The following is a 25,336-nucleotide window of genomic DNA, read 5'->3' on the forward strand; positions in this document are numbered from 1 at the left end:
CGACGCCGCCGGACGGCTAGACTCCCCGGGTGAGCGAACCGCCGATCGTGCCGAAACTGCTGGACACCGCGGTCACCGCGCTCGGCGGCAGCAAGCGCGAGGGCCAGGTGCGGATGGCCGCGGCCGTCGCCCACTCGCTGGACACCGGCGAGCACCTCGCCGTGCAGGCCGGCACCGGCACCGGCAAGTCGCTCGCCTATCTCGTGCCCGCGATCCGGCACGCCGTGACCTCCCGCAAGACCGTCGTCGTGAGCACGGCGACCATCGCGCTGCAGCAGCAGCTAGTGGACCGCGACCTGCCCCGCCTGGCGAAGGCGCTGAAGCCGGACCTGGGCCGGGAGCCCGAGTTCGCCATCCTCAAAGGCCGCGGGAACTACCTGTGCCTCAACAAGTTGCACAGCTCGGTGGCCTCCGAGCCCGACAGCGAGGAGCTGTTCGACCCCTTCGCCGCGTCGCGGCTCGGCAGGGATATGAAGCGCCTGCGCGAGTGGAGCAGCGACACCGAGACCGGCGACCGCGACGAGCTCACCCCCGCCGTGAGCGACCAGTCCTGGCGGCTGGTCAGCGTCGGCGCCCGCGAGTGCCTCGGCGCCACCAACTGCACCTACGGTCAGGACTGCTTCGCCGAGGCGGCGCGCAAGCGCACCGGCCAGGTGGACGTGGTGGTCACCAACCACGCGCTCCTCGCGATCGACGCGATGACCGAGGTCAAGGTGCTGCCCGAGCACGACGCCGTCATCGTCGACGAGGCGCACGAGCTGGTGGACCGGGTGACCTCGGTCGCCACCGCCGAGCTCACGGGCGCGACCGTCGCGGCGGCGGCCCGCCGCGCGGGCAAGCTCGTCGAGGAGGAGATCGCCGACTCCCTCGTCGCGGCCTCGGAGGGCCTCACCCGCCTGCTCGACGACTCCGGCACGCGGCGCTGGCTCGGCCTGCCCGACGGTGCCGGCCCCGCCCTCGCCGCCGTCCGCGACGCCGCATGGGCCACCCGCACCGCCGTCGGCCCGGCGCGCGGCGCCAACCTCGACGCCGACGCCGCCGCGGCACGCAGCGCGGCACTCACCGCCCTCGACGACGTGCACGACACCGCGGTCCGCGTGCTCACCGCCTTCGACGAGCCCGACGAGTCCAAACGCCGCGACGTGGTGTGGACCTCCGACGTCCCGAACCGCGGCGGCGGCTTCCGTCGGACGCTGTACGTCGCGCCGCTGTCGGTCGGCGGCCTGCTGCGCACGCGCCTGTTCGGCGAGTCGACGGTCGTGCTCACCTCGGCGACGCTCGCGGTGGGCGGCGCCTTCGACTCCGTCGCCGGCTCGTGGGGCCTGCCGCGCGCGGGCGGCGACGCACCGACGCCCGAGCCCGACCGGGACCCGGCGCTGGCGACCGGCAAGAAGCCGGACGGAAACCTCGAGTGGAGCCACATCGACGTCGGCTCGCCCTTCGACTACCCCCGGTCGGGGATCCTGTACGTCGCCACGAAGCTGCCGCCGCCCGGGCGCGACGGCACGGCGCCCGCGATCCTCGACGAGATCGAGACGCTGCTGACGGCCGCGGGCGGGCGCACCCTGGGCCTGTTCAGCTCCACCCGCGCCGCGAAGGCCGCCGCGGAGGCCCTGCGCGAGCGCGTGGACACGCCCATCCTGTGCCAGGGCGAGGGCAACACCGGCCAGCTCGTGCGGGACTTCGCCGCGGACCCGGCGACGTCCCTGTTCGGCACGCTCAGCCTGTGGCAGGGCGTCGACGTGCCGGGGCCGTCGCTCTCGCTCGTGCTCATCGACCGGATCCCCTTCCCGCGGCCGGACGACCCCCTCCTCACGGCCCGGCAGCGCGCCGTCGAATCGCGGGGCGGGAACGGCTTCATGGCGGTCGCGGCCACCCACGCGGCCTTGCTGCTCGCGCAGGGCGTGGGCCGCCTCCTGCGCTCCACCGACGACAAGGGTGTGGTCGCCGTCCTGGACTCGCGCCTCGCGACGGCCCGCTACGGCGGCTTCCTGCGCGCCTCGTTGCCGCCGTTCTGGGAGACGGCGGACCGCGCCACCGCGGTGGCGGCACTGCAGCGCCTCTCGCAGTCCTGACCCGCGGTTCCGGACCCGTCCGGGCACAACCGGAAAGGCCCGCAGGTGGGGCCGCGCGGGGGCCCGCGCGGGGCGGAAGTACTCGCCCGTAAACCGGCCTCTTCGACTACCGTTGACCCGGTGACAGGGCGCATCGGCATCGACGACATCGAACCCGTGGTGTCGGGCGGGCAATACCCGAGCAAGGCGGTCGTCGGCGAGGTCGTGCCGGTGTCCGCCACCGTCTGGCGCGAGGGCCACGACGCCGTCGCGGCGTCCGTCGTCGTGACGGGGCCGGACGGCACGTCGACCTACATCCGCATGTCGCCCGCGGCCGAACCCGACCGGTTCCACGCCGTCTTCCGCCCGGACCTCACGGGCTACTGGTCGCTCCGGATCGAGGGCTGGTCGGACCCGGCCACCACCTGGCGCAGCGCCGTGCAGAAGAAGCTCGCCGCCGGCCAGGGCCCGGCGGAGCTCGCGAACGACCTGGAGCTCGGGGCGCGCCTGTTCGAGCGCGCCGCCGGCGGCGTGCCCGACGGTGACCGCGGCCCGGTCCTCGCCGCGGCCGCCGCGCTCCGGGCCGGAGACCGCAGCCTCGTCGAACGCACCGGCGCCGCACTGCATCCCGACGTCACCCGGCTGCTGCAGCAGTACCCGGTGCGGGAGCTGATCACCAAGTCCCGCACCTACCGGGTCTGGGTGGACCGCACCCGAGCCCTGTTCGGCTCCTGGTACGAGCTCTTCCCGCGCTCCACCGGCGGCTGGGACGCCGAGGGCAGGCCCGTGCACGGCACGTTCCACACCGCGGCGGAGGAGCTGCCCCGCATCGCGGAGATGGGCTTCGACATCGTCTACCTCCCGCCGGTCCATCCGATCGGGAAGGTGAACCGCAAGGGCCGCAACAACACCCTCACGCCCGAGGAGCACGACGTCGGCGTCCCGTGGGCGATCGGCTCCGACGAGGGCGGGCACGACGCCGTGCACCCCGCACTCGGGACGCTCGACGACTTCGACTACTTCACCCAACGCACCCGCGACCTGGGCATGGAGGTCGCACTCGACCTGGCCTTCCAGGCCGCGCCGGATCATCCCTGGGCGAGGGAGCATCCGGAGTGGTTCACGGTGCTGCCCGACGGCACCATCGCCTACGCCGAGAACCCGCCGAAGAAGTACCAGGACATCTACCCGATCAACTTCGACGACGACCGGACCGGCATCTACCGGGAGCTGTTGCGCGTCACCCTGTTCTGGGTGCAGCGCGGCATCGAGATCTTCCGGGTGGACAACCCGCACACCAAGCCGCCGGACTTCTGGTACTGGCTGATCGCCGAGGTGAAGAAGGTCAACCCGAACGTCCTGTTCCTGGCCGAGGCGTTCACCCGCCCGGCGCGGATGTACGGGCTCGCCAAGGCGGGCTTCACGCAGAGCTACACGTACTTCACGTGGCGCACCGCGAAGTGGGAGCTCGAGGAGTTCGCGCGGGAGCACGCGGCGCAGGCCGACGTGTGCCGGCCGAACCTCTGGGTGAACACGCCGGACATCCTGCACGAGAGCCTGCAGCACGGCGGACCCGGCATGTTCGCGATCCGGGCCGCGCTCGCGAGCACGCTCTCCCCCAGCTGGGGCATGTATTCGGGTTACGAGCTCTACGAGCACGTCCCGGTCCGCGAGGGCAGCGAGGAGTACCTCGACTCCGAGAAGTACGAGCTGCGCCCGCGCGACTACAAGGCGGCACAGAGCCGCGGCGAGTCGCTGGAGCCGTGGATCACCCGGCTCAACGAGATCCGCCGCCGCCACCCAGCCCTGCAGCAGCTGCGCAACCTCCACTTCCACGCCGTCGACAACGACGCTCTGATCGCCTACAGCAAGCACGACGCGACCACGGGCGACCTGGTGCTGGTGGTGGTGAACCTCAACCCGTTCGGGGCGGAGGCGGGCAACGTGTGGCTGGACCTGCCGGCACTCGGCCGGGACTGGCACGAGCGCTTCCCGGTGCGCGACGAGGTCTCCGGCGAGGTGTATCACTGGGGTCAGGCGAACTTCGTCCGACTGGAACCGTGGCGCAACGTGGCCCACATCCTGGTCCTCCCGCAACTCGACCCGCAGCAGCGACGGGAACTGTCCTACCGGGAGCCCTAGCGGCGCAACGGCCCTGCACACTGCTGAGGAAGGCCCCACCCCATGACCGAGAACCCCGCCGCGGCAGCGGCCGTCGACCCCGACACCGCCGCACGCCTGCTCTCCGGCGCCTACCACGATCCGCACGCGATCCTGGGCGCGCACCCCACCTCGCGCGGGACCGTGCTGCGCACGCTGAAGCCGGGCGCCACCGCCGTCGCGGCCGTGATCGGCGGGGAGAGCTACCCGCTGGCGCAGCTGCAGGGCGCGCTGTGGGGCGCCGAGGTGCCGATCAGCGACCTCGCCGACTACCGGTACGAGGTGCTCTACCCCGCCGGCCGCACCGTCGTGGCCGACGGCTACCGCTTCCTGCCGACGATCGGCGAGCTCGACCAGCACCTGATCTCCGAGGGCCGGCACGAGCGGCTGTGGGACGTGCTCGGCGCGCACCTGCGCAGCTACACCACCCCCGACGGCGAGGTCACGGGCACGTCGTTCGCTGTGTGGGCCCCGAACGCCCGCGGCGTCACGGTGATCGGCGATTTCGAGTACTGGTCCGGCGAGTCCTACCCCATGCGCACGCTCGGCTCCTCGGGAGTCTGGGAGGTCTTCGTGCCGGGCGTCGGCGACGGCGCGGCCTACAAGTTCCGGATCTTCACCGAGGGCGGCGGCACCGTCGAGAAGGCGGATCCGATGGCGCGGCGGACCGAGGTGCCCCCGGCCACCGCGTCGATCGTCACGCACAGCACGCACGAGTGGCGGGACGCCGCGTGGATCACCGAGCGGGCCAAGCAGATCCCGACCGACCGACCCATGAGCACCTACGAGGTGCACCTGGGCTCGTGGCGGCAGGGCCTGAGCTACCTGGACCTCGCCCGCGAGCTGGCCGACTACGTCACCGAGACGGGCTTCACGCACGTCGAGCTGATGCCCGTCGCCGAGCACCCCTTCGGCGGCTCCTGGGGCTACCAGGTCACCTCGTACTACGCGCCCACGTCCCGGTTCGGCACCCCGGACGAGTTCCGCGAGTTCGTGGACGTGCTGCACGAGCGCGGGATCGGCATCATCGTGGACTGGGTGCCCGCCCACTTCCCCAAGGACGCCTGGGCGCTCGCGCGGTTCGACGGCAAGGCGCTGTACGAGCACAGCGATCCGCAGCGCGGCGAGCAGCTGGACTGGGGCACCTACGTCTTCGACTTCGGCCGCCGCGAGGTGCGGAACTTCCTGGTGGCCAACGCCCTGTACTGGTTCGACGAGTTCCACATCGACGGCCTGCGGGTGGACGCGGTCGCCTCGATGCTCTACCTCGACTACTCGCGCCCCGAGGGCGGCTGGACCCCGAACGTCTACGGCGGCAGGGAGAACCTCGAGGCGGTGGAGTTCCTGCAGGAGATGAACGCCACCGTGCACAAGCTCTTCCCCGGCGTGGTCACCGTCGCCGAGGAGTCGACGAGCTGGCCGGGCGTCACGCGCCCGACGAACCTCGGCGGCCTCGGCTTCACCATGAAGTGGAACATGGGCTGGATGCACGACACCCTGGGCTATCTCGGGCGCGATCAGGTGCACCGCAACTTCCACCATCACGAGGTCACCTTCTCGCTGATGTACGCGTGGAGCGAGAACTTCGTGCTCCCCATCAGCCACGACGAGGTGGTGCACGGCAAGGGCACGCTGTGGACCCGGATGCCGGGCGACGCGCACACCAAGGCGTCCGGCGTGCGCGCCCTCCTCGCGTACATGTGGGGCCACCCCGGCAAGCAGCTGCTGTTCATGGGCCAGGAGTTCGGGCAGGTCCGCGAGTGGTCGGAGGAGCGCTCCCTGGACTGGGACAGCCTCGACGGCTGGGAGGGCGAGCTGCACGCCGGGATCCAGGCGCTCACGCGGGATCTCAACGCCGCGTACCGCTCGCACCCAGCGCTGTGGAGCCAGGACACCACCCCGTCGGGCTACGAATGGGTGGACGCGAACGACTCGCAGAACAACGTGCTCAGCTTCCTGCGCTGGGGCAGCGACGGTTCCGTGGTGCTGTGCCTGTACAACTTCTCCGGGCAGACCCACGAGCGCTACCGCGTCGGCGTGCCCTTCGCGGGCTCCTGGCGCGAGATCCTCAACACCGACTCCACGGATTACGAGGGCACCGGCGCCGGCAACATGGGCGGCGTCACCGCGGAGGCGCGGTCCTGGCACGGCCGCGAGGCCTCGGCGGAGGTCGTGCTCGGCCCGAACTCCGCCCTCTGGCTGACCTTCGACGGGCAGTGATGCGCGAGCTCGCGCCCGGCGTCTGGTTCGGCGGCGGCACGCACGTCAACTTCCTCGCCCTGGTCGACGGTGCCGACGTCACCCTGATCGACGCGGGCTGGGCCGGCGACGTGGACCGGGTGGAGGCGGAGCTGGCGTCGATCGGCCGCCGCCCCCAGGACGTCCGGGCGATCCTGGTGACGCACGCGCACATCGACCACGTGGGCGGCATCGCGAAGCTGCACGAGCGGTACGGCACGCAGGTACTCGCGCACCCCGACGAACTCGCGCACGCCCGCGGCGAGGCGCACGAGCAGGCGGCCCCGCTGGACCTGCTGCCGATCATGTGGCGGCCCCGCACCTGGAAGTGGATGGCCGACGTCGCCCGCGTGGGCGTGCTGGGGCACGTGGAAATGCCCTACGCCGAGCCCTTCGCACTGCCCGCGGCCGGCGCGCCGCTGGACCTGCCGGGCGCGCCGGTGCCGGTGCCGTGCGCGGGCCACACCTCGGGGCACACCGCCTTCCTGCTGCCGGGCGGCGTCGTCGCGACGGGCGACGCTTTGGTGACCGGCCACCCGCTCTCGGGCACGACGGGGCCGCAGCTGTTGCCGGCGTTCTTCTCCCACGACCCGGCGGCCACGACCGCCGCACTCGACACGATCGCCGTGCTGGACGCCGACCAGCTGGCCCCCGGCCACGGCGAGCCGTGGCGCGGGGACCCGGCGGACGCCGTCACGCAGGCGCGCGCTACCGGCAGGTGACGGCGATCTCGAAGGGCTTGCGGACCACTCCCGCCGCCGGGTCCGCGATGCTCGCGCCCTGTGCGGTACCGGTGATGGTGTAGCGGGTCCCTTCGACCCGCACCGTGGCCTCGCCCACGCCGCCGCCCACCGCGAGGGTGGTGCCGTCGGCGGTGATGCCCACCGTCTGCAGGACCGGCGGGTTGTGGGTGGTCATCGTGACGGCGACGGCGCCGTTCGCGCCGCCTGTACCGATCACGAAGTTCTCCCCCTGCCGGACGCAGGACACGGTCGACAGGTCCACTCCGGAGACGTCCTTGCCGTCGACCTTGACGACCGCGTCGGCGCCGGACCGGACCGACCCCGCGTCCTCGCCCCCGCCGCACGCGGCGAGTCCGAGAGCGGCGAGGGCGACCACCGAGGTGGTGACGAGGGAACGATGCACGGGGGCCTCCTCAGGCACGGGTACTACTTGCAGGTGACGACGATCTCGAAGTCCTTCGAGACCATCCCCGCCATCGGGTTCGAGATGCTGGCGCCGGACGCGGTGCCGCTGATGGTGTAGCGGTCGCCGTCGACCTTGACGGTCGCCTTACCGACGCCGGGACCGACCGCGAGGGCGGTGCCGTCGACGGTGATGCCCACGGTCTCGACGGTGGGCGGGTTGCCGTCCTTGAGGGTCGCGCCGACCCCGCCCGACGCGCCGCCGGCGCCGATCGCGAAGCGATCGCCCTGCTTGGCGCAGCCCACGTTGCTGAGGTCGACGCCCGTGAGGTCCTTGCCGTCGACCTTGACGACGGTCTTCGCGTCGGTGTTCGCCGACGCCGTGTTCGCGGGTGCGGAGTCCGAGCCCTTGTCGGATCCCCCGCCGCAGGCGGTGAGTCCGATCGAGGCGAAGACCACCGCCGAGGCGATGACGAGGGAGCGATTCATAGCGGGCCTCCTTAGGCACGGAACCGAATTCGGGCTTTTCACCCGAGTGGAGGAAAGCACACGTCAGTGCGCGACGGGCGACTTCTCGGAGTTCGATTGCAGTCCCACCGCCGGCTCGATCCCCCACCGCACGAGGAGGTCCTGCATGATCGGCACCGCGGTGCTCGCCCCCGGCGACGCGCCGAGCAGGCCGGCGATGGTGCCGTCGGCGCCCGTGACGAGCTCCGTCCCCTGCTGGAGCACGCCGATGCGACGGCGATCCGGGGTCACCAGCTGGGCCCGCTGGCCCGCGGGGACGAGTTCCCACTGCGCCGGGTCGGCGGCCGGGTAGAACCGCTGCAGGTCGGCGAACCTCGCCCGCCGGCTCGCCGCGAGCTGGGCGACGAGGTACCGCACCAGGGCGAGGTTCTGCAGTCCGGCAGCGGCGATCACGTGCAGGTTGCCGGGCCGCAATGTGGTGAAGAAGTCGGTGAGCCGGCCCCGCTTGAGGAGCTTGGTGCTGAACGTGGCGTACGGGCCGAACAGGAGGTGATCGGCACCGTCGACGTACCGACGGTCCAGGTGCGGCACCGACATCGGCGGTGCGCCGATGTCGGCCTGCCCGTACACCTTCCCGTCGAGGCGGCGCGCCACCTCGGGATCCGAGCAGCGGAGGAACGCCGCCCCGACGGGGAGCACGGCGTAGCCCCGCACCTCGGGCAGCCGCGCGCTCTGCAGCAGCCGCAGGGCCTTGCCGCCCGCGCCGACGAAGACGCGCCGGGCGCGGATCTCGAAGCGCCCCTGGGGTCCCCGGCCGCGCACCGTCCAACCCGCGAGGGTGCGGCGCAGCCGCGTCACCTCGTGGCCGAAGCGCACCTCGCCGCCGGCGTCGGTGAGGATCGCGGTGAGGCCGCGGGTCAGCGCCCCGAAGTCGACGTCGGTGCCGCCGGGGTGACGGGTGGCGGCCATGCGGCCCCACATGGACTCGGGGCCGCGGCCCTCCATGACCAGCGGCGCCCACTGCCGGATCGTCTCCGGGTTCTCCGTGTACTCCATCGCCGCGAACTCCGGGTGCGTGCGCAGGGTCTCGAAGCGCTGCCGCAGGTAGGTCATGTCGCGCTCGCCGAAGACGACGTCGAGGTGCGGGGTCAGGTGCAGGAAGCCGCCGTCGAGCAGTCCCGCCGCGACGAGGCCGTCCCACCAGGCGCGGGTGCGCCCGAACTGTTCGACCATCGACAGAGGCTTGGTGCCGTCGGCGGGGTCGGGCATGTAGTTGAGCTCGCAGAAGCCGCTGTGGCCGGTGCCGGCGTTGTTCCAGGGCCCGCTGCTCTCGGTGGCGAGCGCGTCGGCGCGCTCGAGCAGCAGGATCCGCCAGTCGGGCCGCTCCTGCGCGAGCATCGCGCCGAGCGTCGCGGACATGATGCCGCCGCCGATCAGGACGACGTCGGCGTCGAATCCCGGGGTGGAGTGGGTGACCATCGGATCCTCCTCTAGGTGGGTTCGGTACCAGCATCGAACGCGCGGTACTCATCCGTCCAATGAGGTCTTGCGGCGATATGATCCGAATATGGATCAATGGCTGAGCCTGTTCGCCCCGCAGCTGCAGGCGCTCGCCGCCCTCGCGGCGCACGACGGGCACATGACCCGCGCCGCGGCCGCGCTCGGCATCCCCCAGTCGTCGATGAGCCGCCGGATCCACTCCCTCGAGGGCGATCTGCGGACCCCGCTGCTCGTCCACGCCGGGCGCACCGTGCGCCTGACCGCCGCTGGCGAGGACCTGGCCCGGCGGATCCGGGATCCGCTGCGCGAGCTCGGCCTCGCGATCGACGCGGTGGTGGGCGAGGGCGACGGCGAACACGGCACCGTGCGGTTCGGCTTCCCGCTCACCATGGGCTCGGGCCGCCTACCGGACCTGCTCTCCGCCTTCCGCCGCGCGCACCCCGGGATCACCGTGACGCTCAAGCAGGGGCACGGCTCGGAGCTCGTCCGCGACCTGGAGACCGGCGCCCTGGACCTCGCGGTGACCATTCCGCCGCCGGAGCGGCTGCCGCACACCGTGATCGGATCCCAGGAGATCCTGGCCGCGCTCCCCCGCACCCACCCGCTCGCCGGGGCGAAGAAGATCCGGCTGGCGCAGTTGCGGTCCGAGACCTTCATCGCCAATCCGCCCGACTACCACCTGCGCGGCACCACCGAGCGCTGGTGCACCGCGGCCGGCTTCACGCCCGCGATCGCCGTCGAGGTCACCGAATTCGCGACGATCCGCGAGCTCATCGCCCGGGGGCTCGGCGTCGCCCTGCTCCCGCACGACGACCGCGCACCGTCGGACGTGGCGGAGGTGCCGCTGGCGGGCGAGCACCGCCGCGCCGTCGCCCTTGCCCGCGCGACGACCACCCTCGCTCCGGCCACCCGGCACCTGCACGACTTCATCCTCGACACCGCCGAAGGGCGCCCCGGGTAGGCCGGGACACTCGGCCCACGCGGCCGGATCAGCAGGTGATCCTGAGCTCGAAGCGCTGGACGACGCTGCCGAGCGTGCCGTCGGTGACGTCGCCACCGAATCCCTCGACGTCGCCCGTCACGATGTATGCGCCGCCGTCCTTCCGCGCCGAGTAGGTGGACTCCTGCCCGAAGTACACCTTTCCGTTCTCGAGGGTGAGGGCGAGCGTCTCCACCCGCGGGTAGTCAGCGGTGAGGATCGTGATCCCGATGGTCACCGGCGGCTCGCCGGACGCCACCACCAGGGTTCCGGCGACATCGTCGCACTCGACCGCGATCCGGTCGCCGCCCGGCGGCGCCACACCGTCGAGCGTCAGAGAGGCGTACGAACCACCCCGGTCGCCACCCCCGCCGCCCGCGACCGTGGCCGCACCACTCCCCGCCGGCACCGCCGTCCCGCTCACGGACGTGGTGCAGCCCGCGATCGACGCCGCCGCGAATACGCACACCACCGCCGAACGCATCCCCTGATCCATACGGCGATCCCACCACATACGCGGCTACAGGAGCTGCTTCTTCTGCACCTTGCCCATCGGGTTGCGCGGAAGGTCGTCGACGAAGCGGATCTCCCGGGGGCGCTTGTGCTTCGAGAGCGTCTCCCCCACGAACTCGACGATCGCGGCGGCGGCCGCATCGTCGCGCGGGCCGTCGGCGACGAGGAAGGCGACGAGGCGCTGCCCGAGGTCATCGTCGGGCAGCCCCACGACAGCGGCCTCGCGGACGTCCGCGTGGCCGAGCAGCGCGGCCTCGATCTCGCCGGCGCCGACGCGGAAGCCCCCGGTCTTGATCAGGTCGGTGGAGGCGCGGCCCACGATGCGGTGGAAGCCGGTCGAGTCGATCACCGCGACGTCGCCGGTGTCGAACCAGCCGTCGCCCACCCAGGACTCGGCCGTGGCGTCGGGGCGGTTCAGGTACTTCGTGCCGACCATCGGGCCGCGGATCTGCAGCGCCCCGATCGATTCGCCGTCGTGCGGCGCCTCGTCACCCGATTCCGCGATGATCCGCGACTCGACGCCCGCGATCGGCAGGCCGACCCAGCCGGGGCGGCGCTCGCCGTCGACGCGCGCACTCACGGTGATCAGGGTCTCCGTCATGCCGTAGCGCTCCACGATCTCTTGCCCCGTGAGCTCGCGGATCCGCTCGAAGACCGGCGCCGGCAGGGGCGCGCTGCCCGAGACGAGGAGCCGCGCGTCCCGCAGGGCCGCAGCGGATTCTGGGTCGCGGGCGATGCGCGACCAGACGGTGGGCACGCCGAAGTACATCGTGCCGCCCGCCGCCGCGTAGGCCTCCGGGGTCGGCTTCCCGGTGTGCACCAGCGGGCTGCCCACCCGCAGCGGGCCGAGGACGCCGAGGATGAGCCCGTGCACGTGGAAGAGCGGAAGGCCGTGCACGAGAGTGTCGTTCGCGGTCCACCCCCAGGCGTCCACGAGCCCGTCGATGCACGCCGCGATGGCCTCCCGGCGGATGGGGACGCCCTTCGGCGCCCCCGTCGTGCCCGAGGTGTACATCAGGAGCGCGGTCGCGGCCGCGGGCGGCTCGGGCAGGGCGTGCCAGCCGCGGGCGTGCTCGCGGACCGGGACCGCGGGTAGCCCGTGCGGATCCTGCGGGGTCGCGCCGAGCCAGGCCTGCGCGCCGGAATCGGCGAGCACGTGGGCGATCTCCGCGGTGCCCGAATCCGGCGGGACGGGAACGACCGGGACGCCGGCGCGAACACCGCCGACGATCGCGATCACGGTGGCGAGCGTCGGCTCGGCCCACACCGCGACGGGGCCGCGCACGCCGAGGCCGCCCAGCCGCTCGGCGACCGCCGTGGTGGCGCCGATGAGCTCGGTCCGGGTCAGGGTGCGGCCCCCGACGGTGACGGCCGGCTCACCGTCGGAGCCGGGCGGAACGGGCGTGACCGTGTGCGGCAGCAGCATGGCCCCAGCCTATGCCGCGCGGCGCCCCGTCAGGCGGCGCGGTACTGCAGGCGCGCGTCGAACGCCGCCTCGAGGAAGAGCGTGGTGATCTGGACGGCCTGCGCACTCTCGGGCGTCACGCCCGCGAGCACGGGGAAGGCGTGCACGCCACCCTGGTAGAGGTGCAGGTCGCAGGGCTTTCCTGCGCGGTCGAGGCGCTCGTGCAGGCGCTCGGCGTCGACGCGCAGCATCTCGTCGGTACAGGCGATGACGAGCGCCGGCGGGAACGCCGCGGGCTCGATCTCGGTGGCGTCGTCGTGGCCGCGGAAGGCGACCGGGCCGCGGTCGAAGAAGTCGCGCAGCCCGGCGAGCTTGCCCGCGGTGAGGTAGGCGTCGTCGATGTCGTGCCGCGGATCGTCGTCAGTGACGGTGGGCGTGAGCAGCGGAGAGAAGCCGAAGTAGGCGGCCGGGGTGCGCACTGCGTCGAGGTACGCCAGCTCCACCACCTTGGCCGAGATGTAGCCGCCCGCGGAGTCGCCGCCCACGGCGACCTGCTGGTACCGGCCGGAGTCCGTGACCGCCCGGAACACGCGGTAGCCGTCGTCGACGGACGTGCCGACGCCCACGTCGGGCAGCTGGCGGTAGTCCACGTTGAAGACGGTGACGCCGAGGGTGCGCGCGAGGGCCGCCGCCACGCGGCGATGGGTGCCGGGCCCGCCCGCGAGGAAGGCGCCGCCGTGGTAGTAGCAGATCGCGACGTCGGGCCGCAGGTCGCCCGCGGTCGGCACGAGCCGCTCCACGGGGACGCCGGCGAGCTCGACCCGCTCCACCTCGACGTCGTTCGGCGTCCACCCGATGAGGTTCGCCAGGCCCTCGCCCAGGGCGAGCGGCGCGAACGACCAGGCCCGCACCGGGTACAGCGCGATCAGGGGCTTGAGCAGCAGCCGCGCCCCCGCGATCGCCAGCGCCGACTGGGCGCTCACACCGCGGTGTTCGGTGACCGACATCATCGTCTCCTCTCGCCCGACCCGGAGAGGCCGAACAGAACCGGTTCAGACTAGGCCGATGCCATCGATAGATCCAGCGAATCGAGCTATCACCGCTCCCGGCGTGTCCCGGTCGCCAGGCCCCCGACGGCCGTGACGCGGGTCACGCGCGGTCAGCCGGAGATCCCCGTCCGCTCCACGCCGGCGACGATCCAACGTTGTGCTACCAGGAAGAACGCCAGCAAGGGGGCGATCGATACCACGGCGGCGGCGAACATCGCGGGCACGTTCACCGACTGCGCCGTGATGTAGCTCGACAGGACCAACTGGACCGTCCACGACTGCGGATCCTGACCGATCACGAGGGGCCAGAGGAACGCGTTCCAACTCCCGACGAAGGTGATCGTCGCGACCGCCGCCGTCACCGCGCCCGCCCCGGGCAGCGCGACCGCGAGGAACACCCGGGCGGGCCCGGCACCGTCGAGCACGGCGGCCTCCTCGAGCTCCCGGGGGAAGCCGAGGAAGTGCTGCCGGAACAGGAAGACCGCGGTCGCCTGGAACAGCCCGGGCACCACCAGCCCCTGCAGCGACGACACCCAGCCCAGCGTGGAGACCATGACGAAGGTCGGCACGAAGGTCACGGCGGCCGGGACCAGGAGCGTCGCGAGGACGACGGCGAAGACCTTGTCGGCGTACGCCACCCGGATCCGGGCGAAGGCGTACCCGGCCGGCAGCGCGACGGCGACGGTGCCGAACGTCTGCAGCACGGCCACCGTCGTCGAGTTGAGCAGCGCCCGGGCGAGCGGGCGGGCCTCGTCGGAGAAGATGTGCCGGAAGGCGACGCCGTCGGGGCGACGCGGCAGCCAGTCCCCCGTCGCGACGTCCATCGGCGTGCCGACCGCGCCGCGGGCCAGCAGGTACAGCGGCAGCAGGAAGAGGGCGGCGAGGCCCATCAGCAGCACGTACCTCCCCGCGCGGGCCGCGCTCACCGCTCGCCCCGCCCGCGGAACAGCCCCGTGAACCGGCCCTGGGCCAGGGCGATCACCGCGATCAGGGCGGTGAGCAGGATCCCGCCCGCGCCGCCGTGCCCGAAGTCCTGCCCGTTGCCGACGGCCACGTAGTAGAGGTAGATCAGCGGCGGTCGGGCGTACGGCGGATAGCCCTGCGCGGTGGCCATCACGCCGTAGAACTCGTCGAAGGCCTGGAAGGCGTTGACCGTCGCCAGCAGCAGCACCGCGACGGAGACGGCGCGCAGCTGCGGCAGCGTGATGCGTACGAACGTCGTCCATCCGGACGCGCCGTCCAGCGCGGCCGCCTCGTACAGGTGCCGCGGCACGCGCTGCAGGGCGGCCAGGAACAGGACCATGTAGAAGCCCAGCTGCAGCCACAGGCGCAGCGTCACCAGCACCAGCCAGTACCAGGGCGGATCGACCACCGACAGCCACGCCACGGGCTCCGCGCCGACGGCCCGGAGCGCCGCGTTGGCGACGCCCGTCGGCACCCCGGGGAAGATCGAGCCGCGCCAGATCAGTGACGCGGCGATGTAGCTGCACGCCAGCGGCAGGAAGAAGACCGAGCGGAAGAAGGCCTGGAACCGGCGCACCCCGTGCACGAGCACCGCGAGCGCGAGCGAGCCCGCGAAGGTCAGCGGCACGACGATCGCCGCGAAGACGACGAACGTGACCAGGCTGGAGCGGAAGGCGGGGTCCGCCAGCATGTCCCGGTAGTTGTCCAGGCCCACGAACCGCGTCGGCGTCACCGTGTTGTGTGCGTCGAACAGGCTCAGCCACACGCTCCACCCGATCGGGACGAGGACGAACACCGCGAGGCCCGCGAGGAAGGGCCCCGTCATCAGCCAGAACCACAGGTGCGGCGAGTCGCGCCACGCCCCGCCCGCGTCGGGCCGGGACGGCGCACGGCGGGCGGGCCGGAGGGACATCAGCGCGGGAACCGCTCGAGTTCCTTCTCGACCACCGACGCGACCTCGCGCAGCTCCGCCATCGGATCGGCGCCGCCGCGGATCACCCGGTCGAGGGCGTCGCGGTACGCGGTGGCGCTGCGCGGCGTCCACAGCAGCGGGGTCTGGGGACGACCGACGGAGTTCACCAGGTCGGCCGCCTCGTTGTACACGCCGGTCGCGAGCTTCGTGGCCTGCGGGACCAGCGAGCGGCGCGCCGGGACGTGCAGGCCGTAGCCCTGCGCCCAGTCGAGCTGGAGATCGGTGCGCTTCACCCACAGCCACTGCACGAACTTCTTCGCCCGCTCGACGTCGCCGCCGGCGTTGACCGCGGCGCCGTACGCGCCGAAGGGCACGCTCGTCCCGCCGTTCGGGCCGATCGCCGGGAAGGGCCGCACGCCGAAGTCGTCGCCGAGCGCCGCCCGGATCGCGGGCAGCGCCCACAGGCCCGTCCACTGCATCGCCGTCTGCCCCGCGATGAAGGCCCCCGGGTCGGACCAGTCCTGCGGCGCGCCGAGCAGCAGGTCGCCCGACGTGAACAGCCCGCGCATCGCCCGCAGGCCGACCGCGACCTCCTCGTCGACGAAGCCCGGCCTGTGGTCGGGGGTCAGGTAGTCGTGCCCGGACGACCAGAGCAGGACGCCGCCGAGGACGTCCGCGCCACCGCTGTTGCCGAGGAAGAGCCCCTTGACCCGGCCCCGGTTCAGGGCCCGCGCGGCCGACACGAGCTCGTCGAGCGTGCGCGGCGGGACGACGCCCGCCTCGGCGAGCATGGATTTCCGGTAGACCAGGAGCTGGGTGTCGGTGACCTGCGGGATGCCGTACACCCGGCCGTTGTGCGTCATCCGGTCGAGCAGCGCCGGGGTGAAGTCGGAGCGCGCGTCGCCCAGCAGGTCGGTGAGGTCGGCGACCTGCCCGGCGGCGATCATGTCGATCGTGGGACCGTTGGCGAATTCGAAGACGTCCGGGCCGTCGCCGCTGACCAGCGCCGACGACACCTTCTGGTCGTAGTCGCCCGGGAAGGCGCTGACCCGCACGCCGCCGTCCGGGTAGTCGCCGGCGTACCGCGTGAGCGCCTCCGGCGCTCCCTGCTCGCCGTACTGGTGGAACCAGGCGCGCAGGTCACCGCGGGCCCCGCCGCCGCGACCGGTGTTCCCACCGCATGCCGCGAGCGCGCCCGCGAGGGCCACGCCGCCGACGCCCGTCAGCACCGCCCGTCGGGACACACCATAGTCAGACACCGGGTAAGTATCGCAAACCTTCGTCCGCGTCGCGGACCGGGCCGCGTCAGAAGAGGGCGCCCGCCAGATCACGCCGGGCCGCGAGCACCACGGGATCCGCCGGGTCGAAGAGCTCGAAGAGCTCCAGCAGCCGGGTGCGCAACGCCGAGCGGTCGTCGCCCGCGGTGACGCGGATCGCGGCGATGAGCCTGTCGAAGGCCCCCTTCGGCGAGCCGGTGAGCAGCTCCTCGTCGGCGGCGGCGAGCGCCGGTGCGACCCGTTCCTCGCCCGTCGCGCCGGCCGCCGCGTCGTCGCGCGCGATCGCCCCGGGCTCGCCCTTCGTGGCGCGGGCGAAGAAGGCCATCTGCTTGACCGCGGCCGCCGCTTCGGCGTCGCCCGGATTCGCGTGCAGGATCGCCTCGTACGCGGCGCGGGCGCCGTCGTAGTCGCCGTCGCCCGCGAGCTGCTCCGCCGCGTCGCGCCGCGGGTCCGACGGTGCCTCCCCCGCCACGCCGCCACCGAACTCGGGCGGCAGCTGGGCGAGCACGTCGTCGAGCCACTGCCGCGCCGCCGGCTCCGGTTGCGCGCCCGCGAAGGCCGTCACCGCGCGCCCCGCGGCGACGGCCACCACCATCGGCACCGACTGCGCGCCGAAGGCCTGCGCGACGCCGGGCGCCCCGTCGACGTCGACGCGGGCGAGGGTCCACCGGCCCGCGTCATCCGCGGCGAGCTTCTCCAGCACCGCCGCCATCGCCTGCGACTGCTCGCTGTACGACGCGGCCAACAGCACGACCACCAACCGGTTCGCGGACCGGTCGATGACCTCGACCGGGAAGCTCTGGTCCGTCACGTCGACCACGCCGGGCCCGGGGGCGGCGCCGGCCGGGCCCGCCTCGCCCGACGGTGCCGGGCGGGCCTGCTGGGCGGCCTTCGCCTCCGCGCGGGCCTTGAGACCCGAGAGGTCGACCGCGCCGGCCATCGCCGCGGCCGTGCGCAGCGCGCGTGCCTGATCCTGTGGAGATGCGCCTCGAGGTGTAGTCACCCCTCCATCTTGGCACGCCCCGTGCGGCGGCCGCCCGCGGCGACCGTCCGGACCGGGATCACAGGTAGCGCTGCTGATCCGGGTCGAACCGCCAGGACGTGGGACCGGGCGCGGGCATCCCGGCGGCGGCGAGCGCGCCCCGCCGCGGGCGGTACCAACTGGTGAGCGGCACCTCGTCGACGACGTGCACCGCGTCCGGGTACTGGCCGTGCCGGCCGGCGAACGCGTCGCTGATCTCGTCGGCCGTCAGCTCCGCGTCGTCCCGCACCGTGACCGCGGCGACGACGCGCGGCACACCGTCGGCCCCGTCGCCGGGCACCTGGTACACGACGGCCTGCTCGACCTGCCCGAGCTGCTCGAGCACGTCGGTGATCGGGATCGAGTACACCGGCCCGCGCTCCGTGACGGCGACGGTGCGGACGTCGTCGACCAGCCAGTAGTCGCCGTCCTCGTCGCGCCGGAAGAGGTGGCCCGTGGAGAACCAGGCGTCGCCCGGCCGGAAGACGCCGCGCAGCAGCACGTCGCGGTGCGTGGCGTCGGGATCGGCGCGGCCGATGAGCACGCCCACCTCGCCGTCCCCGACCTCCTGCAGGAAGCCGTCGCCGTCCTCGACGAAGCGCCCGGAGTCGAAGTAGTAGTCGACGAGGGCCACGTCGGCGCTGCCCGGCAGGCGCCGGCCCTTCGCCCCCGGCTTGCCGGTGCGGACCCTGGCCAGCACGATCTCGCCCTCGGTGGAGGCGTAGAACTCGACGACCTGCGCGTCGAAGGTCTCGCCGACGCGGCGCGAGAGCTCCGCCGACATGCCGGAGCCGATGAAGGCGCGGACCGGGTGGTAGCGCGGGATCTCCAGGCCGGGGGTGTCGAGCACCGCGCGCATGAGGTTCCAGGTGTAGCAGACCACCGTGACCCCGTAGCGCTGCACCTCGACCATGAACCGCTCCGGGTCGAAGTCGCGGGTGAGCGCGATGCGCGAGCCGCCGGCGAGCGCGCCGCCGAGGCTGGTCATGAGGCCCGAGCTGTGGCTGAGCGGGGTGAGGCAGTAGACGGTGTCGCTCTGCGACAGCCGCGCGGCCGACGCGGTGCCGAAGGCGGAGAGCGCCCACCGGCCGTTCGTGACCCGCTTGGCCCGCAGCCGCCCGCCGACCTCCGAGAACATCACGAAGGCCAGGTCGCGGCCGAGGCCCGCGTCGGGCCGGTACCAGCGCGGGATCCGCACGTTGTCCGGGTCGACCTGCTCGAGGTCGACCAGCTCCGCGCCGAGGTCCTGCCGGGCGGCACCCGGCCGGTCGCGGCGGTCGCCGCCGCCGACGACGAAGACGCGCTCGGCGACCGCCACGGCCTCCTGCGCGTGCTCGGGGTCCGTGAGGACCGAGGCGGCCTCCCCCAGCCGCAGCGCGGCGGCGTAGTCGGTGCCCGGCGGCAACAGCACGGCCACAGCGCCGAGCCGTGACAGCGCGGCCATCGCGACCAGGGCCGACGGCCGGGTGTGCATGAGCACGCCCACGTGCTCGCCCTGCCGCACCCCGACCTGGATCAGGCCGCTGACGACGCGGTCGATGCGCTCGTTCACCGCGTGCTTGGTGTGCACGCGGTCCTCGTAGAGGAAGAGCTCGCCGTGCGGATCCGCCGCGGCCTGCTCCGCGAGCAGCTTGCCGAGCGAGACCTGGGTGTGCGCCTGCAGCTGCCCGAGGCGGGCCAGCTTCGGCAGCCCGCGGGTCACCTCGCGGGCGACGGCGGAGGCGCCGGCCGCGGCGCCGGAGGCCGCGTCGAGGACGTCGCGCGCGGCGACGAAGCCGACGGTGGCGATGCCGCCCAGGCCCGCGACGAGCGGGTTGACGCCGACGTCGCGGCCGTCGTCGGGCTGCATCGCGACGACGTTCTCCGGCTGCGGGCCGCGGCCCTCCAGCCAGTTGATCCACCGCGTCACCGTCGGATACGTGACCGCGCCCGCCGAGCTGCCGACGACGAGGCCGAAGTGACCGGCTGAGACCTGCGCCTCGTAGACCTCGGCCTTCGGCGCCGCCTGCAGGATCCCGCGGACGGCGCTGGGCCGGCCGATCTGGTCCGACAGGCCGACGAAGGCGAGCACGGGGCTCGTGATGGACGCGAGGGAGACGGCGTCGCCGTCGATGGCGAAGCCGCCGGTGAGCATGCGGTTGTGCACGACGAACTGCTTGAGCAGGTCGGCCACCGCGGGCCCCGCGTAGGCGACCCAGCCGTCGGCCTCGAGGAAGCGGCGCTGGTCCTCGCGCGGCAGCAGGGCGTCGCGGTCGTGCAGCTGCCGGACGAAGTCGAGCCGCGAGCGCACCGCCTTGACGGGGTTGAGCATCTCGAAACCGCGCTGCACCATCCAACTGGGGAGGTAGAAGCGGTTGAAGACGTGGTCGGCGACGAATTCGGCGCCCTTGTTGACCAGCGCGGGCGGCGCGCCGAGCGGCAGGCCCGCCGAGATGTCGACGGGGCTGCCGAAGGTCACGAGGCTCGCGATCGACCGGGACTGCCGGTAGGCGGCCACCTGGTAGCAGAACATGCCGCCCTGGGAGTAGCCGCCGATGTGCACGTCGCGACCGCGGAACACCGCCACCTGCTCGATCGCCTTGGAGATGGCGACGACGTGATCCGCGAGGTTGCGCTCGAGGCCGCCCTCCTCGCGGTCGGGCGCGCCGAAGTCGATGACCCACGGGTCGAGGCCCGCGCGGTGCAGCACCGACACGGCGCCGTTGTTCTCCGTGACGTCGAAGACGTTGGCGTCGACCATCATGGGCGGCACCAGCAGGATCACCGGCCGGTCGTCCACCGCGGGCGCCGGCGCCCGGTCCGCGAAGTACCGCCGGAGGCGGTACATCGGCGAGCGCTCGACGACCGTGAACTGCGAGGGTTTCGCCCCGGTCTCGAGGCCACCCTGCGTGAGCACCTCGAAGCCGTTGCGCGCCGTGGCCGCCAGGCGGTTCACCGACGCCTCAAGCGCCTTCCCACCGGGCAGCCCGCCCAGGATGTCCACCATGTGCCCCACCTCTCCACAGCTTCCGTCAGCGAGTCAACGTACCGGTAGGCGGGGCGCCGTGCGTCCTAACCGCCGATCGCGTCGGCGGGCTCGGCCTTGTCCGCGGCGGTGGCCGTCGCGGGGGCGTCGAGCTTGCCGGCGCGCTGCGCCCACACCTCGAAGACGACGGAGCAGAAGGGCAGGACCGTGGCGAGCAGGCCGAGGGCGAGGGTCTTCAGGTCCCACTTGCGGGCGTAGGCGACCGCGAGGGTCAGCACGACCAACACCATGAAGACGATGCCGTGCGTCATACCGGGCACGGCGATCGCGTCGGGCTTGTCCTGTACCCGCTTGATGATCATGCCGATGATCAGCCACACCCAGGTGAGGGCCTCGAGGAAGGCGACGACCTTGAAGGCGGTGACGATCTTGGACGCGAGGGATTCGTTCATGCGGAGTTTCTCTCTACTTCCCGGGGACGGTGATGATGAGCGCGTCGCCCTGGCCGCCGGCGCCGCACAGTCCGGCGGCACCGGTGCCGCCGCCGCGGCGGGCCAGCTCGAGCGCGAGGTGCAGGACGATGCGGGCGCCGGAGGCGCCGAGCGGGTGACCGATGGCGATCGCGCCGCCGTCGACGTTGACCTTGTCGGCGTCGACGCCGAGGTCGGCGGTGGACGCGAGGCCCACGGCGGCGAAGGCCTCGTTGATCTCGAGCAGGTCGAGATCGGCCGGGCTGATGCCCTGCTTGTCGCAGGCCTTCTTGATGGCGTTGGAGGGCTGGTGCTGCAGCGACGAGTCCGGGCCGGCGACGACGCCGTGCGCGCCGATCTCGGCCAGGTAGTCGAGGCCGAGCTCCTGCGCCTTGCTCTTGCGCATGACGACGACGGCGACGGCGCCGTCGGTGAGCTGGCTGGCGTTGCCGGCGGTGATGCTGCCGTCCTTGGCGAACGCCGGCCGCAGCTTGGCCAGCGACTCGGCGGTGGTGTCGCCACGGACGCCCTCGTCCTCGCTGACGCGGATCGGCTCGCCGCGGCGCTGCGGGATCTCGACGGGGACGACCTCGTCGGCGAACTTGCCGGCGGCCCAGGCCTCCGCGGCCTTGCGGTGCGAGTCAGCGGCGAAGGCGTCCTGCTCCTCGCGGGAGTAGGTCACCGTGTCGGTGGTGTTGAGCTGCTCGGTGAGCCCGCCCATCGGCTGGTCGGTGAAGACGTCGTGCAGGCCGTCGTAGGCGGTGTGGTCGAGCATCTCGATGCTGCCGTACTTGTGGCCCTCGCGGCTGCCCGTGAGGATGTGCGGCGCCTGCGTCATCGACTCCTGGCCGCCGGCGACGACGACCTCGTACTCGCCGGCCCGGATGAGCTGGTCGGCGAGCGCGATGGCGTTGATGCCCGACAGGCACATCTTGTTGATGGTCAGGGTGGGCACGTCCCACGGCACGCCGCCCGCGATCGCGGCCTGGCGCGCGGGCATCTGCCCGGCGCCGGCGGTGAGGACCTGGCCCATGATCACGTAGTCGATCGTCTGCGGGTCGACGCCGCTCTTCTCCAGCGCGCCGCGGATGGCGACCGCGCCGAGGTCCGTGCCGGACTGCGACTTGAGCGCGCCGAGCAGCTTGCCGAAGGGCGTCCGAGCGCCGGCGACGATGACCGTGGGGTCCTGATGGGGTGCGGACGGGGCCACTTCGTTCCTCCTAGTGGGCAGGGGTCTTCCACCTCAAAGCTACATTCGAGGCATGACAGAGAGCCAATCGCGACAAACAGATCACACCGCCCACGGCGAGCACCCCGCCGCGCACGCCGTCCCCGCCGAATACGTGCTGGGTATCGACCACGTCGGCGTCGCCGTGTCCGATTTCGACGCGGCCCTCGAGTGGTACGCCCGCGTCCTCGGCATGGTGTGCACGCACGAGGAGATCAACGAGGCGCAGGGCGTGCGCGAGGGCATGCTCTCCCCCGCCTCGCTGCTGGCGGCCGACGGCGCACCGTCGAGCGCGGCGCAGCTGCAGGTCCTCGCCCCCCTCACCCCCGAGTCGACCATCGCGAAGTTCCTCGACCGCAACGGCCCGGGCATGCAGCAGCTCGCCTACCGGGTCTCCGATCTCGCGGCCGTCACCGCGCACCTGCAGGAGCAGGGCGTACGGCTGCTGTACGACGCCCCCCGGAACGGCACCGCGGGCTCGCGGATCAACTTCCTGCACCCGAAGGACGCCGGCGGGATCCTCGTCGAACTGGTCGAACCCGCGTCCTGACCCGGCACGGGCCACAATTCGGACCTTTTGCGACTGCTGACGCCGCGAGCGCGGGCCGTCCACGTACCATTCGGAGCATGGCGAATACGGACAACTTCCCGGGCGGCCCGGCGCCCGCACCGTTCGCGGTGGTCCTGCGTGGGTACGACCGGGACCAGGTCACCGAGCAGTTCCACCGGTACCAGGCCGAACTGCGCGTGCTCGCCGCCGACCGCGACGCGGCCTCGGCGCACGCGCGCGAGTTGACGGACCTCCTCGACGAGGCGCAGGACGAGATCGACAACCTGCGCCGCGAGGTGGATCGCCTCAGCGTCCCGCCGACGAGCGCCGAGGGCATGAGCGACCGCATCGCCCGCATGATGCGCCTCGCCTCCGACGAGGCCTCGGAGATCCGTGCCGCAGCCCAGAACGAGTCCGCCGAGGTGCGCTCGCTGGCCCGCCAGGAGGCGGAGACCACCCGGCGCGAGGCCGACCGCATGCGCTCGGACATGACCGCGCGCCGCGAGGCCATGGAGTCCGAGCACGAGAAGACGATGAAGGACGCGCACGCCGAGGCGGAGCGCATCAAGGCCGAGGCGAAGGCCGAGTCCGAGAAGCTGGCTCAGTCGGCCGCGGAGAACCGCGAGCGCGTCCAGAACGACTTCGACATGGCGATGTCGATGCGCCGGGACAAGGCGATCCGCACGATCACCGAGCTCGAGGACGCGTCGAAGGACGAGGCCCGCGAGCGGGTCGACTCCGCGAACGAGCGCGCCGAGCAGACTCTGAACACCGCGAACGCCACCGCGGAGCAGAAGCTCGAGGACACGAACACCCGGATCGCCACGCAGGTCGCGAACGCCCGGCGGATCACCGAGGACATGCAGTCGCTGCGCGCGTCCATCCTCGATCAGCTGGAGACGGTGCGCCGACAGCTCTCGCTGGTGCCCGAGGCCCTCGCGACCGGCGACGGCGAGTCGCAGGTCGTCGACAAGCGGATCGATCCCGCGTCGTTCGACCCCGCGGCGGCCCCCAAGGCGGAGCACGTCGCCGACGACGCCCCCACCGCGGCGCAGCGCGCGCAGCAGGTCCTGGGCGCGGAGGACTTCGCCGCCGACGAGGCGGTCACGGAGCAGGTCGCGATCGAGAAGCGCTAGCGCGCCCGCCGGCCGGCCTCCCTGGCCCAACAACCGCGGTGCCAGTGGCGCCGGTCGGCGACGCCTCCGCTCTCGGCGGACGGCCACACCACGACGTGCGCGGTCCCCGCGGGGATCGCCTGGTGGCATCCCGGGCAGCGGTACTCCTTGACGGCGCCCGCCCCCGTGACGGTGCGCACCTGGTAGGCCTCGTCGCCGAGGTCGACCCGCGAGCCGAAACCGCCGGCGCTCAGGGGACGGTGCCCGTCCCGCGCCGCCGCACGCTTGCGGGAGACGGGCCTGCGGCCCATCAGAAGAGCTTGTAGGACGTGTCCTCGGTGCCGCGCAGCACGTCGTAATCGACGGTGACGCACCGGATACCGCGGTCCTCGGCGAGGGTGCGGGCCTGGGGCTTGACCTGCTGGGCCGCGAGAATGCCCGTCACGGGCGCGATCAGCGGGTCGCGGTTGAGCAGCTCCAGGTACCGGGTCAGCTGCTCCACGCCGTCGATCTCCGCGCGGCGCTTGACCTCCACCGCCACGGTCCCGCCGTCCGCGTCGCGGCACAGCAGGTCGACGGGGCCGATCGCCGTCATGTACTCGCGCCGGATCAGGGTGTAGCCGTCCCCGAAGGTGTGGGTGTGCTCGGCGAGGAGCTCCTGGAGGTGCGCCTCGACGCCGTCCTTCACGAGGCCCGGGTCGACCCCCAGATCGTGGCTGCTGTCGTGCTCGACCTCGCCGATGAGGATGCGGAGCTGCTCCTCCGCCTTGTTCCGCACGATCCAGAGCTGGTGCCCCTCGGGCACGTCCTTCGCCTCGTCGTCCGACGGGGCGGTCTCGAGCCAACAGGGCGGGCTCATCCAGTTGAGAGGCTTGTAGGCGCGATCGTCCGCGTGAATGCTGACGGAACCGTCGGCCTTGACCAGGATCAGGCGCCGGGCCATCGGGAGGTGGGCGGTCAGCCGGCCCACGTAGTCGACCTGGCATTCGGCAATCACGACACGCACGGGCTCCACCTTACGGCACGGGAACGACGGTGCCCCGCTCCCCGGTGCTGGCCCGAACGGCGCCGTGGCCGGATGCGGAAGCGATGTGCGGGCCCCACGGAATCGTGCGGACCGCGCGGGAGAACGATGTGCGGACACGAAGAAGACCCCCGCGCCGGGAGCATTTCTGCTCACCGACCCGAGGGTCTTCTCCTGTATCTAATTTTAGTCCGGCGGTGTCCTACTCTCCCACACCCTCGCGAGTGCAGTACCATCGGCGCTGGAGGGCTTAGCTTCCGGGTTCGGAATGGAGCCGGGCGTTTCCCCTCCGCTATGGC

At 72.7% G+C, this 25,336-nt stretch carries 22 protein-coding genes and 1 rRNA gene; 7 read left to right on the top strand and 16 right to left on the bottom strand.

The window, feature by feature from the left end; translation table 11 throughout:
* The first annotated feature begins 29 nt into the window (after positions 1-29).
* The 4 genes from LB823_RS08255 (at position 30) to LB823_RS08270 (ending at position 7,174) form a co-directional block, all read left to right on the top strand.
* Positions 30-2,075 carry an ATP-dependent DNA helicase gene (locus LB823_RS08255; RefSeq protein WP_224646389.1) on the top strand — a complete coding sequence of 682 codons (2,046 nt, stop codon included), beginning with the start codon at positions 30-32 and terminating at the stop codon, positions 2,073-2,075.
* A gap of 120 nt (positions 2,076-2,195) precedes the next feature.
* Positions 2,196-4,196, top strand: a complete 2,001-nt coding sequence (locus tag LB823_RS08260) for an alpha-1,4-glucan--maltose-1-phosphate maltosyltransferase (RefSeq protein ID WP_224646390.1) — start codon at positions 2,196-2,198, stop codon at positions 4,194-4,196.
* Between the two features lie 42 nt (positions 4,197-4,238).
* On the top strand, positions 4,239-6,434 hold the full coding sequence (glgB, locus tag LB823_RS08265; protein WP_224646391.1) for a 1,4-alpha-glucan branching protein GlgB: 2,196 nt from the start codon (positions 4,239-4,241) through the stop codon (positions 6,432-6,434).
* The gene (locus LB823_RS08270; RefSeq protein ID WP_224646392.1) at positions 6,434-7,174 is read left to right on the top strand and encodes an MBL fold metallo-hydrolase; all 741 of its coding nucleotides are present in this window, start codon (positions 6,434-6,436) and stop codon (positions 7,172-7,174) included. Before glgB ends, LB823_RS08270 begins: the two co-directional genes overlap by 1 nt.
* Here the strand turns inward: LB823_RS08270 and LB823_RS08275 are convergent.
* From LB823_RS08275 to LB823_RS08285, 3 genes are all read right to left on the bottom strand, one after another.
* Positions 7,161-7,598 (bottom strand): lipoprotein LpqH, encoded by a 438-nt coding sequence (locus tag LB823_RS08275; RefSeq protein ID WP_224646393.1) that lies wholly within the window; start codon positions 7,596-7,598, stop codon positions 7,161-7,163. The two genes, LB823_RS08270 and LB823_RS08275, sit on opposite strands and share 14 nt — an antisense overlap.
* Before the next feature lie 23 nt (positions 7,599-7,621).
* Positions 7,622-8,086 (bottom strand): lipoprotein LpqH, encoded by a 465-nt coding sequence (locus tag LB823_RS08280; protein WP_224646394.1) that lies wholly within the window; start codon positions 8,084-8,086, stop codon positions 7,622-7,624.
* 63 nt (positions 8,087-8,149) lie between these two features.
* Positions 8,150-9,544: a malate:quinone oxidoreductase gene (locus LB823_RS08285; RefSeq protein ID WP_224646395.1), complete on the bottom strand. Its 1,395-nt coding sequence runs from the start codon at positions 9,542-9,544 to the stop codon at positions 8,150-8,152.
* Positions 9,545-9,632: 88 nt separating this feature from the next.
* Here LB823_RS08285 and LB823_RS08290 point away from each other — a divergent pair, with 88 nt between their 5' ends.
* Positions 9,633-10,526: a LysR family transcriptional regulator gene (locus LB823_RS08290; protein WP_224646396.1), complete on the top strand. Its 894-nt coding sequence runs from the start codon at positions 9,633-9,635 to the stop codon at positions 10,524-10,526.
* A 28-nt stretch (positions 10,527-10,554) separates the two neighbouring features.
* Here the strand turns inward: LB823_RS08290 and LB823_RS08295 are convergent, their stop codons facing one another.
* From LB823_RS08295 to LB823_RS08340, 10 genes are all read right to left on the bottom strand, one after another.
* Positions 10,555-11,040, bottom strand: coding sequence for a lipoprotein LpqH (locus LB823_RS08295; RefSeq protein WP_224646397.1), 486 nt, complete (start codon positions 11,038-11,040; stop codon positions 10,555-10,557).
* Between the two features lie 24 nt (positions 11,041-11,064).
* The gene (locus tag LB823_RS08300; RefSeq protein ID WP_224646398.1) at positions 11,065-12,483 is read right to left on the bottom strand and encodes an acyl-CoA synthetase; all 1,419 of its coding nucleotides are present in this window, start codon (positions 12,481-12,483) and stop codon (positions 11,065-11,067) included.
* A 29-nt stretch (positions 12,484-12,512) separates the two neighbouring features.
* Positions 12,513-13,469: an alpha/beta hydrolase gene (locus LB823_RS08305; protein ID WP_224646399.1), complete on the bottom strand. Its 957-nt coding sequence runs from the start codon at positions 13,467-13,469 to the stop codon at positions 12,513-12,515.
* Between the two features lie 152 nt (positions 13,470-13,621).
* Entirely contained in the window at positions 13,622-14,437 is an 816-nt protein-coding gene (locus tag LB823_RS08310) for a carbohydrate ABC transporter permease (protein WP_224646400.1), read from the bottom strand.
* Complete coding sequence (locus tag LB823_RS08315) at positions 14,434-15,387, bottom strand: carbohydrate ABC transporter permease (RefSeq protein ID WP_224646401.1); 954 nt, start codon at positions 15,385-15,387, stop codon at positions 14,434-14,436. Before LB823_RS08315 ends, LB823_RS08310 begins: the two co-directional genes overlap by 4 nt.
* The gene (locus LB823_RS08320; protein ID WP_224646403.1) at positions 15,387-16,646 is read right to left on the bottom strand and encodes an extracellular solute-binding protein; all 1,260 of its coding nucleotides are present in this window, start codon (positions 16,644-16,646) and stop codon (positions 15,387-15,389) included. Before LB823_RS08320 ends, LB823_RS08315 begins: the two co-directional genes overlap by 1 nt.
* A gap of 46 nt (positions 16,647-16,692) precedes the next feature.
* Positions 16,693-17,667 carry a tetratricopeptide repeat protein gene (locus LB823_RS08325; RefSeq protein WP_374201292.1) on the bottom strand — a complete coding sequence of 325 codons (975 nt, stop codon included), beginning with the start codon at positions 17,665-17,667 and terminating at the stop codon, positions 16,693-16,695.
* Between the two features lie 58 nt (positions 17,668-17,725).
* Positions 17,726-20,671 carry an AMP-binding protein gene (locus LB823_RS08330; protein ID WP_224646405.1) on the bottom strand — a complete coding sequence of 982 codons (2,946 nt, stop codon included), beginning with the start codon at positions 20,669-20,671 and terminating at the stop codon, positions 17,726-17,728.
* A 65-nt stretch (positions 20,672-20,736) separates the two neighbouring features.
* Positions 20,737-21,102: a DUF3817 domain-containing protein gene (locus tag LB823_RS08335; protein WP_224646407.1), complete on the bottom strand. Its 366-nt coding sequence runs from the start codon at positions 21,100-21,102 to the stop codon at positions 20,737-20,739.
* A gap of 13 nt (positions 21,103-21,115) precedes the next feature.
* On the bottom strand, positions 21,116-22,330 hold the full coding sequence (locus LB823_RS08340) for an acetyl-CoA C-acetyltransferase (RefSeq protein WP_224646409.1): 1,215 nt from the start codon (positions 22,328-22,330) through the stop codon (positions 21,116-21,118).
* A gap of 52 nt (positions 22,331-22,382) precedes the next feature.
* On the opposite strand from LB823_RS08340, the gene mce reads away from it, so the two are divergent.
* Positions 22,383-22,898, top strand: coding sequence for a methylmalonyl-CoA epimerase (gene mce / locus LB823_RS08345; protein WP_255603164.1), 516 nt, complete (start codon positions 22,383-22,385; stop codon positions 22,896-22,898).
* A gap of 77 nt (positions 22,899-22,975) precedes the next feature.
* Complete coding sequence (locus LB823_RS08350) at positions 22,976-24,034, top strand: hypothetical protein (protein ID WP_224646411.1); 1,059 nt, start codon at positions 22,976-22,978, stop codon at positions 24,032-24,034.
* On the opposite strand, the gene LB823_RS08355 is transcribed toward LB823_RS08350, so the two are convergent.
* From LB823_RS08355 to rrf, 3 genes are all read right to left on the bottom strand, one after another.
* On the bottom strand, positions 24,031-24,324 hold the full coding sequence (locus LB823_RS08355; RefSeq protein WP_224646412.1) for a hypothetical protein: 294 nt from the start codon (positions 24,322-24,324) through the stop codon (positions 24,031-24,033). The two genes, LB823_RS08350 and LB823_RS08355, sit on opposite strands and share 4 nt — an antisense overlap.
* Positions 24,324-25,019 carry an endonuclease NucS gene (gene nucS, locus LB823_RS08360; RefSeq protein ID WP_224646413.1) on the bottom strand — a complete coding sequence of 232 codons (696 nt, stop codon included), beginning with the start codon at positions 25,017-25,019 and terminating at the stop codon, positions 24,324-24,326. The genes LB823_RS08355 and nucS overlap by 1 nt, the downstream gene beginning before the upstream one ends.
* Positions 25,020-25,226: 207 nt before the next feature.
* Positions 25,227-25,336 (bottom strand): 5S ribosomal RNA (rrf, locus tag LB823_RS08365); the annotation flags it as partial.

It is taken from the genome of Tsukamurella sp. M9C, from assembly GCF_020169415.1.
GTDB lineage: Bacteria > Actinomycetota > Actinomycetes > Mycobacteriales > Mycobacteriaceae > Tsukamurella.

Coding starts and splice junctions, on each gene's coding strand:
- LB823_RS08280 (WP_224646394.1), bottom strand. CDS start 8,086: ATGAATCGCTCCCTCGTCATCGCCTCGGCGGTGGTCTTCGCCTCGATC.
- LB823_RS08330 (WP_224646405.1), bottom strand. CDS start 20,671: ATGGTGGACATCCTGGGCGGGCTGCCCGGTGGGAAGGCGCTTGAGGCG.
- LB823_RS08295 (WP_224646397.1), bottom strand. CDS start 11,040: ATGGATCAGGGGATGCGTTCGGCGGTGGTGTGCGTATTCGCGGCGGCG.
- LB823_RS08285 (WP_224646395.1), bottom strand. CDS start 9,544: ATGGTCACCCACTCCACCCCGGGATTCGACGCCGACGTCGTCCTGATC.
- LB823_RS08355 (WP_224646412.1), bottom strand. CDS start 24,324: ATGGGCCGCAGGCCCGTCTCCCGCAAGCGTGCGGCGGCGCGGGACGGG.
- LB823_RS08270 (WP_224646392.1), top strand. CDS start 6,434: ATGCGCGAGCTCGCGCCCGGCGTCTGGTTCGGCGGCGGCACGCACGTC.
- LB823_RS08315 (WP_224646401.1), bottom strand. CDS start 15,387: ATGTCCCTCCGGCCCGCCCGCCGTGCGCCGTCCCGGCCCGACGCGGGC.
- LB823_RS08350 (WP_224646411.1), top strand. CDS start 22,976: ATGGCGAATACGGACAACTTCCCGGGCGGCCCGGCGCCCGCACCGTTC.
- LB823_RS08335 (WP_224646407.1), bottom strand. CDS start 21,102: ATGAACGAATCCCTCGCGTCCAAGATCGTCACCGCCTTCAAGGTCGTC.
- LB823_RS08305 (WP_224646399.1), bottom strand. CDS start 13,469: ATGTCGGTCACCGAACACCGCGGTGTGAGCGCCCAGTCGGCGCTGGCG.
- glgB (WP_224646391.1), top strand. CDS start 4,239: ATGACCGAGAACCCCGCCGCGGCAGCGGCCGTCGACCCCGACACCGCC.
- LB823_RS08300 (WP_224646398.1), bottom strand. CDS start 12,483: ATGCTGCTGCCGCACACGGTCACGCCCGTTCCGCCCGGCTCCGACGGT.
- LB823_RS08290 (WP_224646396.1), top strand. CDS start 9,633: ATGGATCAATGGCTGAGCCTGTTCGCCCCGCAGCTGCAGGCGCTCGCC.
- mce (WP_255603164.1), top strand. CDS start 22,383: ATGACAGAGAGCCAATCGCGACAAACAGATCACACCGCCCACGGCGAG.